The sequence below is a fragment of the Streptomyces sp. bgisy027 genome (genome assembly GCF_057710365.1).
The window spans coordinates 1-19,098 of sequence record NZ_JBYIVZ010000031.1; the positions used below are offsets into that span (position 1 = coordinate 1).

Annotated in this window: 16 protein-coding genes; 9 read left to right on the forward strand and 7 right to left on the reverse strand. The window is 71.4% G+C overall.

Translation table 11 applies throughout. From position 1 onward, the window contains the following. Window positions 1-1,011 (reverse strand): homocysteine S-methyltransferase family protein (locus AC3ETA_RS28630; protein WP_432195780.1); only part of this gene is annotated, 1,011 nt, incomplete at its 3' end. A 295-nt stretch (window positions 1,012-1,306) separates the two neighbouring features. On the opposite strand from AC3ETA_RS28630, the gene AC3ETA_RS28635 reads away from it, so the two are divergent. From AC3ETA_RS28635 to AC3ETA_RS28660, 6 genes are all read left to right on the forward strand, one after another. Further along, window positions 1,307-2,071, forward strand: coding sequence for an IclR family transcriptional regulator (locus tag AC3ETA_RS28635; RefSeq protein WP_432195781.1), 765 nt, complete (start codon window positions 1,307-1,309; stop codon window positions 2,069-2,071). Between the two features lie 378 nt (window positions 2,072-2,449). After that, the gene (locus tag AC3ETA_RS28640) at window positions 2,450-3,244 is read left to right on the forward strand and encodes an MIP/aquaporin family protein (protein ID WP_432195782.1); all 795 of its coding nucleotides are present in this window, start codon (window positions 2,450-2,452) and stop codon (window positions 3,242-3,244) included. A gap of 96 nt (window positions 3,245-3,340) precedes the next feature. Then, window positions 3,341-4,882 carry a glycerol kinase GlpK gene (glpK, locus tag AC3ETA_RS28645; protein WP_432195783.1) on the forward strand — a complete coding sequence of 514 codons (1,542 nt, stop codon included), beginning with the start codon at window positions 3,341-3,343 and terminating at the stop codon, window positions 4,880-4,882. Window positions 4,883-4,931: 49 nt separating this feature from the next. Then, a complete protein-coding gene (locus AC3ETA_RS28650) occupies window positions 4,932-6,548 on the forward strand; it encodes a glycerol-3-phosphate dehydrogenase/oxidase (RefSeq protein WP_432195784.1) in 1,617 nt (538 codons plus the stop codon). Between the two features lie 397 nt (window positions 6,549-6,945). Continuing rightward, a complete protein-coding gene (locus AC3ETA_RS28655; protein ID WP_432195785.1) occupies window positions 6,946-7,239 on the forward strand; it encodes a hypothetical protein in 294 nt (97 codons plus the stop codon). An 89-nt stretch (window positions 7,240-7,328) separates the two neighbouring features. Then, the gene (locus tag AC3ETA_RS28660) at window positions 7,329-8,000 is read left to right on the forward strand and encodes a FadR/GntR family transcriptional regulator (protein WP_432195786.1); all 672 of its coding nucleotides are present in this window, start codon (window positions 7,329-7,331) and stop codon (window positions 7,998-8,000) included. A gap of 1 nt (window position 8,001) precedes the next feature. Here the strand turns inward: AC3ETA_RS28660 and AC3ETA_RS28665 are convergent, their stop codons facing one another. Then, complete coding sequence (locus tag AC3ETA_RS28665) at window positions 8,002-10,488, reverse strand: NACHT domain-containing protein (RefSeq protein ID WP_432195787.1); 2,487 nt, start codon at window positions 10,486-10,488, stop codon at window positions 8,002-8,004. Between the two features lie 372 nt (window positions 10,489-10,860). Between AC3ETA_RS28665 and AC3ETA_RS28670 the strand changes: the two genes are divergently transcribed. Next, entirely contained in the window at window positions 10,861-11,784 is a 924-nt protein-coding gene (locus AC3ETA_RS28670; RefSeq protein WP_330353339.1) for a PAC2 family protein, read from the forward strand. A gap of 73 nt (window positions 11,785-11,857) precedes the next feature. Here the strand turns inward: AC3ETA_RS28670 and AC3ETA_RS28675 are convergent, their stop codons facing one another. Beyond that, window positions 11,858-12,832: an SMP-30/gluconolactonase/LRE family protein gene (locus AC3ETA_RS28675; RefSeq protein ID WP_432195788.1), complete on the reverse strand. Its 975-nt coding sequence runs from the start codon at window positions 12,830-12,832 to the stop codon at window positions 11,858-11,860. A 312-nt stretch (window positions 12,833-13,144) separates the two neighbouring features. Here AC3ETA_RS28675 and AC3ETA_RS28680 point away from each other — a divergent pair, with 312 nt between their 5' ends. Then, the gene (locus tag AC3ETA_RS28680) at window positions 13,145-14,869 is read left to right on the forward strand and encodes a S8 family peptidase (protein WP_432195789.1); all 1,725 of its coding nucleotides are present in this window, start codon (window positions 13,145-13,147) and stop codon (window positions 14,867-14,869) included. Between the two features lie 35 nt (window positions 14,870-14,904). Continuing rightward, window positions 14,905-15,459, forward strand: a complete 555-nt coding sequence (locus tag AC3ETA_RS28685; protein WP_432195790.1) for a hypothetical protein — start codon at window positions 14,905-14,907, stop codon at window positions 15,457-15,459. Window positions 15,460-15,559: 100 nt separating this feature from the next. Here the strand turns inward: AC3ETA_RS28685 and mshC are convergent, their stop codons facing one another. The 4 genes from mshC to AC3ETA_RS28705 form a co-directional block, all read right to left on the reverse strand. Further along, window positions 15,560-16,789 (reverse strand): cysteine--1-D-myo-inosityl 2-amino-2-deoxy-alpha-D-glucopyranoside ligase, encoded by a 1,230-nt coding sequence (gene mshC / locus AC3ETA_RS28690; protein WP_432195791.1) that lies wholly within the window; start codon window positions 16,787-16,789, stop codon window positions 15,560-15,562. Window positions 16,790-16,901: 112 nt separating this feature from the next. Then, window positions 16,902-17,720: an SCO1664 family protein gene (locus AC3ETA_RS28695; protein ID WP_432195792.1), complete on the reverse strand. Its 819-nt coding sequence runs from the start codon at window positions 17,718-17,720 to the stop codon at window positions 16,902-16,904. Continuing rightward, window positions 17,684-18,274 (reverse strand): DUF3090 domain-containing protein, encoded by a 591-nt coding sequence (locus AC3ETA_RS28700; protein WP_125526223.1) that lies wholly within the window; start codon window positions 18,272-18,274, stop codon window positions 17,684-17,686. Before AC3ETA_RS28700 ends, AC3ETA_RS28695 begins: the two co-directional genes overlap by 37 nt. A 99-nt stretch (window positions 18,275-18,373) precedes the next feature. Beyond that, on the reverse strand, window positions 18,374-19,060 hold the full coding sequence (locus tag AC3ETA_RS28705; protein WP_432195793.1) for a histidine phosphatase family protein: 687 nt from the start codon (window positions 19,058-19,060) through the stop codon (window positions 18,374-18,376). Window positions 19,061-19,098: the final 38 nt, after the last annotated feature.

Here is a 19,098-nt window from a genome sequence, read left to right on the forward strand (position 1 = left end):
AGAGGCGGCACCGGGTTCGGGGCGCGGGTCACGGACGGTCGGGGTGACGCCCTGGACGCGCTCGACCAGCTGGCGCAGGTGCTCGGGGGTGGTGCCGCAGCAGCCGCCGATCAGGGAGAGGCCGTAGTCCCGTACGAAGGTCTCGTGGGCGTCGGCGAGTTCCGGGGCGGTGAGCGGGTAGCTGGCGCCGTTCTTGCCGAGGACCGGCAGGCCCGCGTTCGGCATGCACGACAGCGGGATACGGGAGTGCCGGGAGAGGTAGCGCAGGTGCTCGCTCATCTCGGCGGGGCCGGTCGCGCAGTTCATGCCGATCATGTCGATGCCGAGCGGCTCCAGCGCCGTGAGCGCGGCACCGATCTCCGAGCCCAGCAGCATGGTGCCGGTGGTCTCGACCGTGACGGAGACGATGATCGGCAGGTCGAGGCCGGCGATCTCGCGGGCGCGCTGGGCGCCGATCACGGCGGCCTTGGTCTGGAGCAGGTCCTGGGTGGTCTCCACGATCAGGGCGTCGGCGCCGCCCGCGATCAGACCCTCGGCGTTCTGCTGGAAGGCGTCGCGGATCGTGGTGTACCCGATGTGGCCGAGCGTGGGCAGCTTGGTGCCCGGCCCGATGGAACCGAGGACCCACCGCTGGCGGCCGTCCCGGGCCCCGAACGCGTCGGCGGTCTCGCGGGCGATACGGGCGCCCGCCTCGGACAGTTCGTACACCCGGTCGGCGATGTCGTACTCGGCCGCCGCGGCGTGGTTGGCGCCGAAGGTGTTGGTCTCCACGCAGTCCACGCCGGCGTCGTAGTACGCCTCGTGGACCGAGCGGACGATGTCCGGACGGGTGACGTTCAGGATCTCGTTGCAGCCCTCGAGGTTCTGAAAGTCCTCCAGGGTGGGTTCCTGGGCCTGCAACATGGTGCCCATCGCTCCGTCGGCCACCACCACTCGGGTGGCGAGCGCCTCACGGAGTGCGGACACGCGGGTCCGGCTGTCGGCGGAAGGGGTCGTTGGCAACGAGGCCATGAAAGGGCTCCCTGGAGTGCGACGGCTGTCGGCTTTGCACCCGGCACGGAACGGTCCGCTGTGGGCGCACGCCGCCAGCGTAGCCGGGTCCGTGGCGAAGTGGTCGGGCAGTCCACGACGCGGGACAGGGATGATGCCGGGGTCGATCTTCGGCCACGGGTGTGGTGACCGAAGCGGACCGATACCGGCCGACCATTAGCGAGAGGTCGGCATCGACCGGTAGTGTTCGACATTGCCGAACGGCGGCAGCGACGTCGCAGGGTCGACGCTCGAAGGGGACGGAGGCAGCACGGGGATGGCACGGAACATCCAGTCGCTCGAACGGGCGGCCGCGATGCTGCGGCTTCTCGCAGGCGGCGAGCGACGCCTCGGCCTGTCGGACATCGCCTCCTCACTGGGCCTCGCCAAGGGCACCGCCCACGGCATCCTGCGCACCCTCCAGCAGGAGGGCTTCGTCGAGCAGGACGAGGCATCGGGGCGCTATCAGCTGGGCGCCGAGCTGCTGCGCCTGGGCACCACCTATCTGGACGTGCACGAGCTGCGGGCGCGCGCCCTGGTCTGGACGGACGACCTGGCCCGCTCCAGCGGGGAGAGCGTCTATCTGGGCGTCCTGCACCAGCAGGGCGTGCTGATCGTCCACCACGTCTTCCGCCCCGACGACAGCCGGCAGGTGCTGGAGATCGGCGCCATGCAGCCACTGCACTCCACGGCGCTGGGCAAGGTCCTGTCCGCCTACGACCCGGTCGCGCACAGCGAGGCGATCGAGGCCGACCGCAAGGCGTTCACCGACCGCACCATGTGCGACCTGGACGGCTTCGAGCACATCCTCGACATGACACGCGCGCGTGGGTACGCCGCCGACGTCGAGGAGACCTGGGAGGGCGTCTCCTCCGTGGCCGCCCCCATCCACGACCGGCGCCGTATGCCCGTCGGCGCCGTCGGCATCACCGGCGCCGTGGAGCGGCTGTGCCGGGACGGCGAGCTGCGTCCCGAGCTGATCGCGGCGGTGCGGGACTGCGCGCGGGCCGTGTCACGGGATCTCGGCGCCGGACGCTTCTGAGCTCCGTACGGACAAGTAATTACCGACCGGGACGTCATAGGACGTTCCGGTCCTCGGCATAACCACACACAGCCGGGCGAATCACCCATCGGGAACTCACCGTGTTCCCTACGCGCCAGTACGCGTTCGATCGATCAGTGTCGACAAATCAACACATCCGATAACGATCGAGCATTCGATAACAGGACCCTTGACGCACGCCTTACGCCGGGGCAAGACTCCCGTCCATCGGTCGGCATTGTCGAACACCTACCGGCAATACGCGCTAGAGTGTGACAGTGCCAAGGGCCGGCATCGCCCTCACCCCCGAGGGCAACGCGAACCACCGGTGGGACCCGGGGTTCGGCTTCCCCTGGACGAAGGACAAAGGAGTCGCGGGTGTCCAGCTCCGACATCTTCATCGGCGAGACCATCGGTACCGCCATACTCATCCTGCTCGGCGGTGGCGTCTGCGCCGCCGTCACACTGAAGGCCTCCAAGGCTCGCAACGCCGGCTGGCTCGCCATCACCTTCGGGTGGGGCTTCGCAGTGCTCACGGCGGTCTACACCTCGGCGCCGCTGTCCGGCGCCCACCTGAACCCGGCCGTGACGGTCGCCCTGGCGATCAAGGACAACGACTGGAGCAACGTTCCGACGTACTTCGCCGGTCAGATCCTCGGCGCCATGATCGGCGCGACTCTGGTCTGGGTCGCCTACTACGGGCAGTTCCACGCCCACCTCACCGACAAGGAGATCGTCGGCGGTCCGGGCGCACAGGCCACGGCCGCCAAGGCCGTCGAGGCCCAGGAGAAGGGCGCGGGCCCGGTCCTGGGCATCTTCTCCACGGGTCCCGAGATCCGTAACGCCGTGCAGAACCTCCTCACGGAGATCATCGGCACCATCGTGCTGGTCCTCGCGATCCTCACGCAGGGCCTGAACGACAGCGGCAAGGGCCTGGGCACCCTGGGTGCCCTGATCGTCGCGCTCGTGGTCGTCTCCATCGGTCTGTCGCTCGGCGGCCCGACCGGTTACGCGATCAACCCGGCCCGTGACCTCGGTCCGCGCATCGTGCACGCCCTTCTGCCCCTGCCCAACAAGGGCGGCTCCGACTGGGGCTACGCCTGGATCCCGGTGGCCGGTCCGCTCATCGGCGGCGCCATCGCGGCAGGCATCTACAACGTCGCTTTCGCTTAGGAACAGTGAGTTCACCCATCCGGGTGAGATGCACCGAAACTCTCAGCGCGCGCCGTACGTAAAGCCCCATAACCACGGAACTTCCAGGAGCTAACTGTGACCGACGCCCACACCGCCGGCCCCTTCATCGCCGCGATCGACCAGGGCACGACCTCGTCCCGCTGCATCGTCTTCGACCGCGACGGCCGTATCGTCTCCGTCGACCAGAAGGAGCACGAGCAGATCTTCCCGAAGCCGGGCTGGGTCGAGCACAACGCCAACGAGATCTGGACCAACGTCCAGGAGGTCGTCGCCGGAGCCGTCCAGAAGGCCGGCATCACCCGTGACGACATCAAGGCCATCGGCATCACCAACCAGCGCGAGACCACCGTGCTGTGGGACAAGAACACCGGTGAGCCCGTCCACAACGCCATCGTCTGGCAGGACACCCGCACCGACGGGCTCTGCAAGGAGCTCGGCCGCAACGTCGGCCAGGACCGCTTCCGCCGTGAGACCGGTCTGCCCCTCGCCTCCTACTTCGCCGGTCCCAAGGCCCGCTGGCTGCTGGACAACGTCGAGGGCCTCCAGGAGCGCGCCGCCGCCGGCGACATCCTCTTCGGCACCATGGACACCTGGGTCATCTGGAACCTGACCGGCGGTGTCAACGGCGGCAAGCACGTCACCGACGTCACGAACGCGTCCCGCACCATGCTGATGAACCTCCACACCATGGAGTGGGACGACAAGATCGCCGAGTCGATCGGCGTGCCGCTGCAGATCCTGCCCGAGATCCGCTCCTCCGCGGAGGTCTACGGCGAGATCACCGGCGGCAAGCTGGGCGAGCTGCTCGGCGGCATCCCGGTCGCCTCCGCGCTCGGCGACCAGCAGGCGGCGCTGTTCGGCCAGACCTGTTTCGCCGAGGGCGAGACCAAGTCCACGTACGGCACCGGCACCTTCATGGTGATGAACACCGGCGACAAGATCATCAACTCGTACGCGGGCCTGCTGACCACTGTCGGCTACAAGATCGGTGACCAGGACACGGTCTACGCCCTCGAGGGTTCGATCGCCGTCACCGGTTCGCTGGTGCAGTGGATGCGGGACCAGATGGGCCTGATCTCCACGGCCGCCGAGATCGAGACGCTCGCGCTCTCGGTCGAGGACAACGGCGGCGCCTACTTCGTGCCGGCCTTCTCCGGTCTGTTCGCCCCGCACTGGCGCTCCGACGCCCGCGGTGTGATCGCCGGTCTGACCCGGTACGTCACCAAGGCGCACCTCGCGCGTGCCGTCCTGGAGGCCACCGCCTGGCAGACGCGGGAGATCGCCGACGCCATGACGAAGGACTCCGGTGTCGAGCTGTCCACCCTCAAGGTCGACGGCGGCATGACCGCCAACAACCTGCTGATGCAGCAGCTCTCGGATGTCCTGGACGCGCCGGTGGTGCGTCCGATGGTCGCCGAGACCACCTGCCTCGGTGCCGCCTACGCCGCCGGTCTCGCCGTCGGCTTCTGGTCCAGCACGGACGAACTGCGCGCCAACTGGCGCCGGGCCGCCGAGTGGACCCCCCGCATGGACGCGGAGACCCGCGACCGTGAGTACAAGAACTGGCTCAAGGCCGTCGAGCGGACCATGGGCTGGATCGAGGACGACGAGAGCTGACGACAGCGCTCGCCAGCTCTCGAACTCTGATGAGGAGTAAGAACCCGAAATGACCAGTCAGACCACCCTGCAGTCCGTGCCTGCCCTCGGTACGCGCCCGGCCTCCGGCTTCAACCCGAGCCGAGCCGAGACCCGGGAGCAGCTCTCCAAGGCGTCGTACGACCTTCTCGTGATCGGCGGCGGCATCCTGGGCATCTCCACCGCCTGGCACGCCGCGCAGTCCGGCCTCAGGGTGGCTCTGGTCGACGCCGGCGACTTCGCCGGCGCCACCTCCTCCGCCTCCTCCAAGCTGCTCCACGGCGGTCTGCGCTACCTGCAGACCGGCGCGGTGAAGCTGGTGGCGGAGAACCACTTCGAGCGCCGTGCGGTCTCCCGTCAGGTGGCTCCCCACCTGGCGAACCCGCTCACGTTCTACCTCCCCGTGTACAAGGGCGGGCCGCACGGCGCCGCGAAGCTCGGAGCGGGCGTCTTCGCCTACTCCGCGCTCTCCGCGTTCGGTGACGGCGTCGGTCACCTGCTGTCCCCCGCCAAGGCGGCGCAGGACGTGCCCGAGCTGCGCACCGACAACCTCAAGGCCGTGGCCGTGTACGGCGACGACCAGATGAACGACGCGCGCATGGCGCTGATGACGGTCCGCGGGGCCGTCGAGGCGGGCGCGGTCGTGCTCAACCACGCCGAGGTCACCGGCCTGCGTTTCACCAAGGGCCGGGTGACCGGCGCGGACCTCAAGGACCGCCTGACCGGTGACGAGTTCGGCGTCAACGCCCGTCTGGTGCTGAACGCGACCGGCCCCTGGGTCGACCACCTGCGCAAGATGGAGGACCCGAACGCCGCCCCGTCGATCCGGCTGTCCAAGGGCGCGCACCTGGTCCTGAAGCGGACGGCGCCCTGGAAGGCGGCGCTCGCGACCCCGATCGACAAGTACCGCATCACCTTCGCCCTGCCCTGGGAGGACATGCTGCTGCTGGGCACCACGGACGAGGAGTTCGAGGGCGACCCGGCGGACGTCGCGGTCAACGACAAGGACATAGCCCAGATCCTGGACGAGGCCGCGTTCTCGATCCGGGACCAGCAGCTGGACCGCGACCTGATCACGTACGCCTTCGCGGGTCTGCGCGTGCTGCCGGGCGGCCCCGGTGACACGGCGAAGGCCAAGCGCGAGACGGTCGTGACCGAGGGCACCGGCGGCATGCTGTCCGTCGCGGGCGGCAAGTGGACGACGTTCCGCCACATCGGCCGCACGATCATGCAGAAGCTGGAGGCGCTGCCGGGCCACCCGCTCGGTGACGACTTCGAGCCCATCTCCTCCCTGCCGAAGAAGCTGCCGCTGCCGGGTATCGCCAACCCGCGCGCGGTCGCCCACCGGCTGCTCACCGACCGCCCGGCGCCGGGTCCGCGCATGGCGGCCGACACGGCCAAGCACCTGGCGACGCACTACGGCTCCCTGGCCTTCGACATCGCCCGCATCGCCAACGAGAACCCGGAGCTGGGCGAGCGCGTCCACCCGGACGCCCCGGAGATCTGGGCGCAGGTCGTCTACGCCCGGGACAACGAGTGGGCGGAGACGCAGGACGACGTGCTGCGCCGTCGTACGACGCTGACGATCCGCGGTCTTGCGACGGACGACGTCCGGGCGAAGGTGCAGGACCTGCTCGACAAGAAGTGACCTCGAACGCGCGGCGGGCGGATTTTCGCCGGATGAGCCACTCGCCGCGCAGGGTCCGGCCACTCCCCTGACCACGCCGGACCGTACGAGGGCGGCCCCTTCCGCACCGGGGCCGGCCACCACCGGAAGGGGCGGCTCCACGCCGATGGAGCCGCCCCTTCCGTCTGCGCGGAAGCGGTGCACGAGACCGGTGGCGCCGGGCTTCCGGCAGCCCTCCGATTGCTCCCGCGGGCCCTCCCCCGGATCGCCGATTCACCGGTCCGGGGGAGGGCCCGCGCGGCCGCTGGAAGAGTGACTCTGCGCAGGGTTCGGGTCGGCACGAGAAGCGTCGCGTCATGAGTGGCGGAGTGCGCGGCTGCGCCGGCGCGTGGCCTTCGGGCTGCGTGGAGCGGCACTGGTGGCGCCGGCGGCCGTGCTGCGCACGATCGACGACGTGAGTGCCGCGAGCGTGCTCGTCTCCGTGATCGGCGCGGTCGCCCCGGTCGCCGCACTCCTCGCCGACGTGCTGCGCGGTGACGCCGACCCCCTCCCCCAGCCGGCCGCGGTGTTGCGGCACCGAGCCGCGGACATGCTCGCCGATGCGGTGCGGGAGCAGTGGGCGGCGGAGTTCCGGAATCTGCGGCTGCAGCGGCAACTGGCCTCGGAGCCGACCCCCCACGCCGAGGATCAGCGGCTTCACGCGCGCCGGTAGCCGCTCGGGGGCCCGGACCGGAGCCGCGCATAATGGCGGGATACGTCGGATGTCTCATCACGACATCCTGAACGACAGGGAGGCCGGCCATGGCAGTCACCGACGAGGCGATCGAGAAGATCAAGGGCATGATCGTCTCCGGCGCCCTGCGCCCCGGCGACCGGCTCCCCAAGGAGAGCGAGCTGGCCGCCGAACTCGGACTGTCCCGCAACTCCCTGCGGGAGGCCGTGCGCGCCCTGTCGCTGATCCGGATCCTGGACGTACGGCAGGGCGACGGCACCTACGTGACGAGCCTCGACCCGCAACTGCTGCTGGAGGCGCTGAGCTTCGTCGTCGACTTCCACCGCGACGACACGGTGCTGGAGTTCCTGGCCGTGCGCCGCATCCTGGAGCCGGCGGCCACGGCGATGGCCGCGTCCCGGATCAGCGAGCAGCAACTGAACGCGCTGTCGGCCCAGTTGGAGAAGCTGGGCGAGGCCCCGTCGGTGGAGGAACTCGTCGCCTGCGACCTGGAGTTCCACCGGGGCATCGTGCAGAGCTCCGGCAACTCCGTGCTGTGCTCGCTCCTGGACGGACTGTCCGGACCGACGACCCGGGCGCGCATCTGGCGTGGCCTGACCCAGGAGGACGCCGTCAGCCGGACCCTGCACGAGCACCGGGCGATCCTGGCGGCCCTGCGCGACCGGGACGCGGAGGCGGCGCGATCGTGGGCGACGGTGCACATCGCGAGCGTGGAACAGTGGCTGCGTTCCACGCTGTGAGTCAGTGGCGTGGCGAGGGGTCCACGGGGCCCGGTTCGACTTCGGCGAGGCGGTGCTGCAACTCGATGTGGCGGAACTGGTAGACGGCACCGGTGCGGCGCAGGACACCCCGGTTCTCGTGAGCGTCGGCGAGGAAGGCCATGAGGTCGAAGGGCGCCCTGGCGCGCAGGGCCAGATAGCAGCGGGCGACCGCGTAGCGGGTCCAGGCCGACTGGCGGATTCCGATGGCCAGGCCCGTCAGCAGCGAGGGGATCAGCCCCACCGCATAGGCCCACTGCCCGCTCTCGCCGGTGGTCGCGCCCCACACCCCTGTGGACCCCCACACGGTCGCGCACCAGCCCTGGGTACCGATCACCAGAGCACCGACCACAACCGACGTCAGAACACAGGTGCCGAGCGTTCGCCGGTCGTTGACCAGAAGGGCGCGGCCCTCGACACCTGCCCCGAGGTCGACCGGAACCGTCCGCAGGCCGTTCAGGAGCAGACAGGCCACCGCGAACACAGCGCCCACCTGGAGTGCCGCCCAACCCGCCGCGACGGGATCGGCCGGCGCGATGTACATCCGGGTGGACCCTGCCGAGAGCACATCCGCGAGCAGGCCCTCCAGCAGGATGCTGCCCCCGAGGAGCAGCCCGCCCAGCAGCCCTCGGCACACGCCCCTGCGGCTCCAGTGCCAGCGCACCCGGGCGACGGGACAGGCCGGGTCCGTGCCCACGCCGTCCCTGCCGACGGTCGCCGCCGTGATGCCGTAGAGCAGTGCGCTGACAGTTCCGCAGGCGTTGTCGAAGCACAGTCCGTAACAGATCGCGGCCGCGAACCCCGTCGTCGGGAGCCTGAAGTCCCAGTCGGCGGGCAGCCGCACATCGGTCCGGCCGCCGAAGGCGAACCCGCAGATGATCACTCCGACGAGCGTCAGGGAACCGCCGTCCGCCAGGCGGCGCAGCACGAGTTCGTCGAGGACTTCGGGAGCGGCGGCCGCCACACACAGCAGCGTGACGGTCAGGGCCGCCGCGAGACCCCCCGCCAGACCGCCGCAGATCCCGGCCGCCACGACTCCGAGCCCTCCGCGCTCCTCCCAGCGTGGCGACGACTGCAACTGTGGAGCGAAGGAGTGGACGACCTCCATGACCACGCCCTCGACCAGCCATCCGAGTGCACCCAGCAGGATGCCGCCCAGCACCTGGAACAGGACGTCGGGCACGGCATGGCCCAGCTTCCACCACGCCACCTCGGCGGCTCCGTCCGCGCCGCGCTCCATGTGCCGCGCCAGGAACCGCAGCGCATGTCGTGCCTCACGAACGGTCCACGGGCAGCGCCGCTCCTCCCCCGGCCGATAGGCGGCATCGACGAACGCATCGAGCAGATGCCGCTCCACCGCCGCCCGCGTCGGATGCCGGAGCAGTTCGGCCGGCTCGGGGAGTTCACCCTCGCGCTCCCCCGGCCGCGGGTTGTACACAGCCCGGGCCAGCGAGACCGTCAACGGGCTCGTGAGTGCCCTCGCCGCCGGCGTCCCCGTGCCCAGCGCCGAGACGACCGGTGCCCACCGCGCCGCAGCCGGTGTGCCGTCGCCGCCCGCGTCGCGCAGCAGAAAGCGGGACACCTCACTGGCGTCCAGCGGTTCCAGCTCGATTCCGGCCATGCCGGAGAGCCGCGCCGGCACGCCCGTGCGGGGCCGCAGCGCCGCCCGGTACTCGGCCGGGCGGCTCGACAGCACCAGTCCGCAGCCGTACGGCAACACCTCGCCGATCCGGTGCAGCGCCAACCCGCTCGTCCCGGCGGGCAGTTCGTCGAATCCGTCCAGCACCGGGAGCACCAGCCTCCGCTCCAGCAGCATCCGGGCGAGCGAGACGTCCCCGTACTCCCCCGGCGCCGCCACGCCCAGCTCGGCGTGGTCCTGGACCAGCTTGCGCTCCATCCAGCCCCGTAGATCCACGGCCACCGGATTCCAGGAGGCCAGCGGGAAGAGCACGGGCACCGGATCGCCGGCCGTGCGGTCCTCGATCAGCGCGAGCAGCAGCCGTACGAGCAACAGCGTCTTGCCCGATCCCGGGGCGCCCAGCACCAGCAGCCGTGGATCGGGCATCAGGCCCGCGAGGATGGTGCCGATCTCGCCGTCGCGGCCCGCCAGTCCCTCGGTCACCTCGGCCAGGCCGGCATCGGCGCCGTGCCAGCCGACCGGCAGCGGGTACGGGTCCGCAAGCCGTCGTGCCCGCGCCTCCGCCTCCCATTGCCGGCGTACGGCGACGGCGAGCCGGTCGGCGACGTCGCCCGGGTCGGCGGGCGTGGACGCCGCCTCCGCGCGGTCCGCCCGGTAGGCGCTCCACGCCAGGTAGGCGCCGGCCAGGGTAGGCAGCAGCGCGGGGACGACGGCCGCCGGGTCCTCGACGCGCGGCGCGACCAGCAGTGCCCCCAGCGTCCCCACCCCGAGCAGCGTCAGATACACGACCCCGACCCGCCGCACACGCGACCTGGGGGCAACTCCGCTCACCCGACGTAGAGTTCCGCAGCCGCTGCCCCGTCCGGAGCCGTTTCGGCCGTGGCCACACGAGTGGGTGACCGGCGCGGGCCGACCGGGCCCGCCCGGCTCCCGGCACGGGCCGGACATCGGACCTCTGAACGATCATCCGACGTATGATGAGGTCATGCGCGCGACGGCCCGGACACGACCTGAGCAGTCACCGAACTCCGCTGATCAGCGCCCGTCCCCGCCCGGACACAGCTCGGATCACTGTGGGGTGTCTCGGGGGGTCGAACGGGGCAGTGATCCGTTCATGCCCCCGTGCAAGGGGGCTGCGGGCGCCCCCGCCGCACGCCGTAAGGTTGGTCCGTCAGGCGAGGGCACGTCGGAAGGAGGCACTGGGTGATCGAGCTCGAGGGGGTTCCCGAGCTGATCGACCCGGTCATGGTGGCCGCGTTCGAGGGCTGGAACGATGCCGGCGACGCCGCCTCCACCGCGGTCGCGCATCTGGACAGGGAATGGAAGGGCGAGGTCTTCGCGGCGCTGGACGCCGAGGACTACTACGACTTCCAGGTGAACCGCCCCACGGTATGGATGGACGCGGGCGTCCGCAAGATCACGTGGCCGACGACCCGGCTCTCGGTGGTCCGGGTCGGCGGCGAGAAGCCGCGCGATCTCGTCCTCGTCCGAGGTATCGAACCATCCATGCGCTGGCGCTCGTTCTGCAACGAGCTGCTCGGCTTCGCGCACGAGCTGGGCGTCGAGTTGGTGGTCATCCTGGGCGCCCTGCTCGGTGACACCCCGCACACGCGTCCGGTCCCGATCAGCGGCACCACGTCCGACCCGGACCTGGCCCGCCGCATGGATCTGGAGGAGACCAAGTACGAGGGCCCGACGGGCATCGTCGGCGTCCTGCAGGAGGCGTGCACGCACGCGGGCGTACCGGCCGTCAGCCTGTGGGCCGCCGTACCGCACTACGTATCGCAGCCGCCGAACCCGAAGGCGACGCTGGCGCTGCTCAACCGGCTGGAGGACCTGATCGACGTCCGCATCCCGCTGGGCGAGCTGCCCGAGGACGCGCGCGCCTGGCAGGTCGGCGTGGACCAGCTGGCCGCCGAGGACAGCGAGGTCGCGGAGTACGTGCAGACGCTGGAGGAGGCCCGCGACACCGCGGAGCTGCCGGAGGCCTCGGGCGAGGCCATCGCGCGCGAGTTCGAGCGGTATCTGCGGCGCCGGGACGGCGGCCCGTCACCCGAGGACCGTACGCGTCCGCCGATGCCTCCGAAGCCGGGCACCAAGGACGACGAGGACTCGTCGGACGACTGAGGCTCAGTGAGCGAAGAAGAGGGCGGTGCGCGGGACTGCGCACCGCCCTCTTCCGCGATCGGCGTCACACGCGTCACACGGGCACCGAGATCACGTCGTACGTCGTGTCCGGCGTCGGGGTCGTGGTGAAGCGGGCGTTGGGCAGGTAGAGGCGGCCCTGGTACGCGGCCACCGTGGTCGGCACGTCGAACAGCGGGTCGGTGACGCGGCGTCGGAAGACGCCGCTGCGGCCGTCGGCGGCGAGCCTGAAGACGTCGACGGCGTTCTGCCGGTTCTGCACGACGTACAGCGTCCGGCCGATCAGCAGCAGGCCGTCGCCGTTGGTGAGCGGTGCCGCGTCGCCGAGATCGACGAGCTTCGTGACGCCGGTGCGCGGGTTCACCCGGTGCAGCCCGCCGGCCCCGGACTGCACGACCAGCAGCGCGGAGCCGTCGGGCGTGGCGGTGATGCCGTTGGCGTTGACGACCTCGCCGGCGACCTGGCTCCAGTCGCCGCCCAGGGTGAGCGTCACGGCCTCGTCCGCGTCCGGCAGTTGCCCGTGCCGGCCCAGCGGCAGGGCGTACAGCGCGGGCTGGAAGGAGTCCGTGAACCACGCCGTGCGAGGGGTGAGGAAGACGTCGTTGGCGAAGGTCGGGGTCGCCGAGGTCAGGGCGTAGGAGGCGAGGATCGCGCCACTGCGGGCGTCCACCACGCGGGCACCCTGGCCGCGTCCGGCGACGAACAGGCGCCCGCGGTGGTCGAGTTTGAGGCCGACCGAGGGCGTGCCGGGCCCGGCCGAGAAGATCGAGCCCTCGCCGGTGCGCAGGTCGGCGCGGTAGAGGGAACCGTCGCCGAGCGAGCCGAGATAGGCGTACGGCCCGCCGCCGACTGCGATGCCCTCCGGGCGGAAGCCGTTCGGGAGGCGGAGCACCGTGGGGCGGCGTTTTCCCGCCGCGGCGGCAGGGGTGCCGGCGGCCGGGACGAGTGCGGCGCCGGCGGTCGCGGCGCCCGTCGCGAGGAGTCTCCGGCGGGTGAGATGAGGTGCGAAGGAGCGGTGTTCGGGGGCCACTGTGCGTCCTTCCGCTGACAGGACCGGCCGGCAGCCGGTCCAACGGTCAACTGACTCCCCCACCCCACCACACGCCGGGCGCCTCCGCAGCCGAGGCCGGTGTCTCGACAGGGACTGGACAGCGGCTGGCCGGATTATGGCGTGACATCTCTTTCCGGACGGAATGCACACGTTGCCCAATTCAACTTGTTCCCAAACCAAGTTGACGAAAATGGTCTGGACGGACCGGCCCGCGCGTGCTTGGTTGTCCACCGGAAGGCGCGCCGCACCACCCGCACTTGGCAACCCCAGGACCGAAGGGAGCGGCAGACCATGACCGACCAGGGACAGCCGGCGCAGGGCCCGGGAACGGCCGGGCCGGGGCCCGACGGAGCGGGATTCACCTATCGAGGAGCCGAGCCGGAACTGATCGTCGTCGCCCGTCCCGAGGCCCGGCTGCGGGCCCGGGCCGAGGGCGTCCGGTCGGTCGCGGGCGCCGATGTGTCGGCTCTCAACATGTTCCTCAGTGACGAACAGCTGGCACTGGAACCGCTGTTCGGCAGCGAGGAACGCCTCCAGCAGACCATGGACGCACCGGACACGCCCGACCTGGCTCTCTTCTACCGGGTGCGCGGCGGGCTCAGCCGCGCCGAGGAGCTGCGGGCCCGCATCGCCGCGCTGCCGGGCATCGACACGGCGTATGTGAAACCGGGCGCGGTGCCGGCCTCCCTCGGACACGTCGGCGAGGGCAGCGGGCGCCTGAAGGAGGGCGCGCCGGTCACCCCCGACTACAGCGGCCGGCAGGGCTATCTGCGCCCGGCGCCCGAGGGCGTCGACGCGCACTGGGCCTGGCAGCGGCCGGGCGGCGCCGGTCAGGGCGTGACCGTGATCGACGTCGAGGGCTCCTGGCAGCTGGGCCACGAGGACCTGGCGGGCAAGCTGGCCGGCGTCGTCGTCGGCACCCCGCTGACCGACCTGGCCTGGCGCAACCACGGCACCGCCGTGATCGGCGTGATCGGCGGCGGCCGCGACGACCACGGCGTCACCGGCATCGTGCCGGAGACGGTGACCGCTGCCGCCTCCTTCCAGGGCATCGGCACGGCGGCCGCGATCCACGCGGCGGCCGAACGGCTCGGCCCCGGCGACATCGTGCTGGTCGAACTGCACCGCCCAGGGCCCCGGTTCGAGTTCGCCGACCGCGACGACCAGCGCGGCTACGTCGCGCTCGAATGGTGGCCGGACGACCACGCCGCGATCCGCTGCGCCACCGCGCGCGGCGTGCTGGTCGTGGCCGCCGCGGGCAACGGCGGCGAGTCCCTCGACGACGCGGTCTACGAGCGCCGCCCTGACGGGTTCCCGGAGTCGTGGCGCAACCCGTTCAACCCGTCCAACCCGTCCTCGGGGGCGGTCCTGGTCGGCGCGGGCGCCCCGCCCCCCGGCACACACGGCCGCGATCACGGCCCGGACCGCTCCCGGCTCGCCTTCTCCAACTACGGCGCCCGCGTGGACGCGCAGGGCTGGGGCCGCGAGGTGACCACGACCGGCGGCTTCTGGGACCGGCCCGGCGACCTCCAGGGCGGGCCCGAGGAGATCGCCTGGTACACCGACACGTTCTCGGGGACGTCGTCCGCCTCCCCGGTGGTGGTCGGCGCGCTGGCCGCGCTCCAGGGCATGCTCAAGGCCGCCGCGCAGCCGCCGATGTCCCCCGAACAAGCGCGTGCGGTGCTGCGGGCGACGGGTTCCCCGCAGCAGGACGCGCCGGGCCGGCCGGCCTCCCAGCGGATCGGCAACCGGCCCGACATCAAGGCGGCGGTCACCCATCTCGTGCCGCAGGCGGTCGCCTCCGGTCTCGCAGAGCGGTACTGGGACGAGTTGCTGCCGTATCCCCGCGAACTTCCGCCCCGGCTCCGGCTGTTCGTGGCCGGCGAGTGGCGGAACCTGAACCATCCGTCCCCCGAGATCCGCCAGGCGGTCCATACCGCCTTCGCGGGGGGACGGCCGGAGGTCCGAGTGTGGTTCTCGGACGACGAGATCGTCGGCCTGGTCATCACCGGCTGACGCAGCCCATCACATCAAGGGAAGGTGACACCCGTATGAGCACCACCCCGCAGATGAGTCACATGGGACAACAGCAGGGCCAGCAGTACCCGAGCACATCGCCGTACCAGCAGCCCTTCGGGCAGCAGCAGGGCTACGGCCAGCAGCAGGCGTACGGCATGAGCGGCTCGCTGGAGCAGCTCCAGCAGCTCGGCCGGCAGCAGCCGTTCCAGCACCTGCTCCAGCAGCTCGGCCAGCCGCAGGGCTTCGGGCAGCAGCAGGGCTACGGCCAGGCGCTCCAGGGCGAGCAGCAGCAACAGCAGTCCGAGCAGCAGGTCCTGCACCTGATGCAGCAGGTCACGCAGGCCGCCGTACAGCAGGCACCGCAGGCCGGCGTCGCGGACGGCTACATCGACATCGTCCAGCCGCTGCCGGGGCAGCCGTCGCAGATCTTCCTGCGCATCCACGACGTGTTCCGGGTCTTCAACAACCCGAACCCGCAGATCCACAGCCAGGTCCAGGAGGCCTTCGCACACGGCCACCAGGTCGTCGGCGTCTGGGACAGCAGCCAGCCGCTGGTCCTGCGGAGCATCCAGATCCGCAGGATCTGACCGGCCGCAGCCGAACCGGCCGGCCGCCGAAAGGGGGCGCTTCCACCCGCGGGGAGGAAGCGCCCCGCTCTTGTGCCTGAGGCCCTTGTGCCGGCGCCGGCTACAGGGCCACGCCCAGCAGCGCGTCGACGGCTCGCGACACGACACCGGGGGCGCCGATGTCCGTGCCGCCCTCGGTGTCCTGCCGGGTCACCCAGCGGTCGACCGCGGCGAGCGCGGCCGGGGCGTCGAGGTCGTTCGCGAGGGCCGCGCGGATCTCCTCGACGAGCGCCTCGGCGTCCGGTCCGTCGGGCCGGGACACGGCCGCCCGCCAGCGGCCGAGGCGGTCCACGGCGTCCTGGAGCACCTGGTCGGTCCACTCCCAGTCGGCCCGGTAGTGATGGGCGAGGAGGGTGAGCCGGATGGCGGCCGGGTCGACGCCGTCGCGGCGCAGCCGGGACACGAAGACGAGATTGCCCTTGGACTTGGACATCTTCTCGCCGTGCAGGCCGACCATGCCCGCGTGGACGTAGGCCTTGGCCATCGGGAACTCGCCGGTCAGCACCTGGGCGTGCGAGGCGCCCATCTCGTGGTGCGGGAAGGCGAGGTCGGAGCCGCCGCCCTGGACGTCGAAGGTCATGCCGAGGTGGTCGAGGGCGATGGCGACGCACTCGATGTGCCAGCCCGGCCGGCCCTGTCCGAGCGAACCGCCGTCCCAGCTGGGCTCGCCCGCGCGGGCGGCCATCCACAGCATCGGGTCGAGCGGGTTCTTCTTGCCGGGCCGCTCGGGGTCGCCGCCGCGCTCGGCGGACAGCACACGCATCGCGGCGGCGTCGAGGTTGGACACCTTGCCGAAGTTCGGGTCGGACTCGACGGAGAAGTAGATGTCGCCGTCGAGTTCGTACGCCGCGCCCGCGTCCCGCAGCCGCTCGACGAGCGGGACGATCCCGGGTATCGCCTCGACTGCGCCGATGTAGTGCCGCGGCGGCAGCATGCGCAGCGCGGTCATGTCCTCGCGGAAGAGGGCGGTCTCCTTCTCGGCGAGGGCGACCCAGTCGATGTCGTCGCGCTGGGCCCGCTCCAGGAGCGGATCGTCGACGTCGGTGACGTTCTGGACGTAGTGGACCTGCCGCTTGGTGTCGAGCCACACGCGCTGCACGAGGTCGAACGCGTTGTAGGTCGCCGCGTGACCCATGTGGGTCGCGTCGTACGGCGTGATGCCGCAGACGTAGATACGGGCGACGGGACCGGGGTCCAGGGTGACGAGACCCTCGGTCGCGGTGTCGTGGATCCTCAGGTCGCGGCCCTGACCGGGCAGGGCGGGGACCTCAGAAGCGGGCCAGGCATACATGTCATGAGCGTAACCGGACGGATGTTCCGTACACGAACCGGACCGGGCCGGATGGCCGGGGAGGCGTTCTTGCACGGCTCCGGCCATTGTGCTGCGGGTCCGGCACGGATCGCTAGACGGGCGGCCACGGAATGGCGGGCCACTCCCCGCTCGGCTCCGGGTGCCTGCCGGAGCCGAGCAGGGCGTCCACACGCGCGCGCGTGGCGTCCACCTCCGCGCCGGTGATCAGCCCGGCCAGCCGTACGGCCAGCTCGCCGCCCTCCTTCAGCCCGTCCCGCAGGGCCCCGAGGACCTCGACGGCCTCCTGGGTCAGCGGCTCCCCGGCCCAGCCCCACAGCAGCGTCCGCAGCTTGTTCTCGGCGTTGAAGGTGACGCCGTGATCGATGCCGTAGAGCCGGCCGTCCTCGGTGGGCAGCAGATGGCCGCCCTTGCGGTCGGCGTTGTTGATCACGGCGTCCAGCACGGCGAGGCGCCGCAGCCGCTCGTCGTCGGCGTGCACCAGAAGCGCGGTCTTCCCCTCGCCGACCTCGGCGAAGGCGATCGCCTTCCAGCCCGGCCCGGGTTCCTCGCCGTCCACCAGCGCGAGCAGCTCGGCCTCGGGGGTCACGTCGATCCACAGCTGGCACATGCCCTCGCCGTACGGCCCGTCGCGCAGCACGGTGGGCGGTACGAGTCCCCAGCCGGTCGCCTCGGAGATCTCGTACGCGGCGACCTCGCGCCCGGCGAGGGTGCCGTCGGGGAAGTCCCACAGCGGCCGCTCACCGGCGACCGGCTTGTACACGCAGGTCGCCTCCCGGCCGTCGTGCGCGACGGTGCAGTACAGGGCCGCGTTGGAGGCCTCGCGGATGCGTCCGCGCACCGTCAGCTCACCCCGGGTGAGCAGTTCCACCGAGGTCACGCTCCGCGGCGGTATCCGTTCTGGCGCGGACATACGTGTCCTTCCGGGTCGAGCGGGAGGCTGCACAGCGGACACGGCGGCCGCCCCGCGTTGACGACGTCCAGGGCACGCTTGGCGAAAGCCCTCGCCTGCGCGCCGGTGAGCCGGACCCGCAGCATCGGGGGACCGTTCTCCTCGTCCTGGAGCAGCCGCTCCTCGGCCTCGGCGAGGTCCTCCTCGGAGTCGGCGTCGAGCTCCACCAGGGCCTGCGCCTCGACGATCATGCGCTGTTCCTCGCCGTCCCAGGCAAGGGCCATGGTGCCGACGCGGAACTCCTCCTCGATGGGGGTGTCCAGCGGGCCGGTGTCGGCGACCTCGCTGGGCGTCATGGCGGGGACGGCGGCGCTGCCGCCACTACGCCGTACGACCTCGTCGAGCAGTTCGTCCATGCGCTCGGCGAGTGCGGCGACCTGGGTCTTCTCCAGGGCCACGCTGGTCACGCGGGAGCCGGCGACGGCCTGGAGGAAGAACGTACGGCGTCCGGGCAGTCCTACCGTGCCGGCCACGAAGCGGTCCGGGGGGTCGTAGAGGAACACCTGACGGGACACGTCCTGTCTCCATTGGAATCGTGGGTACGGCGAATCGTGAGTGCGACGACTCGTGAGTGCGGCGCTGCTTCGACCGCTTCACCCTACTGCGCCCGACGATCACGGTGCGCCCGCGCCGCCCCCGACCGTCGCGTCACCGGCCGGCGGTTCCTCGCGCGGGGCGAGGGACGCGAAGTCACCGGTGTCCCCGAGACGTACGAGGAACGGCCTCAGGCGTGTGTAACGGATCGCGGTGATGGAACACGGTTCAACGGAGATCCTCTGGAAGAGGTCGAGATGAAGACCGAGTGCGTCCGCCACGAGGGACTTGATGATGTCGCCGTGCGAGCACATCACATACACGGCGTCGGCGCCGTGATCGCGCTCCACGCGCGCGTTCCACTCCCGTACCGCCTCCGCGGCCCGGGTCGCCATGGCCCGCATCGACTCCCCGCCGGGGAACGCCGCCGCCGACGGGTGGGCCTGCACGACCTCCATCAGCGGTTCGTCCTTGAGTTCGGCGAGCTTGCGGCCGGACCAGTCGCCGTAGTGGCACTCCCCGATCCGCTCCTCGGTGTGCGCGGTGAGTCCGGGCCGGGCCTCCAGCAGCGGCCGGATCGTCTCCTGGCAGCGCTGCAGCGGGCTGGTGACGACCTCGGCGATCGGCAGCGCGGCGAGCCGGGCGGGCAGTGCGGCGGCCTGCTCGGCCCCGCGCTCGTCGAGGGCGACACCGGGTGTCCACCCGGCGAGCACTCCCTCGGTGTTGGCGGTGGAACGTCCGTGCCGGACCAGGATCAGCGTGGGCATGCCGCCCAGCGTAGGCGCACGACGGGGTGCGTCAGCGG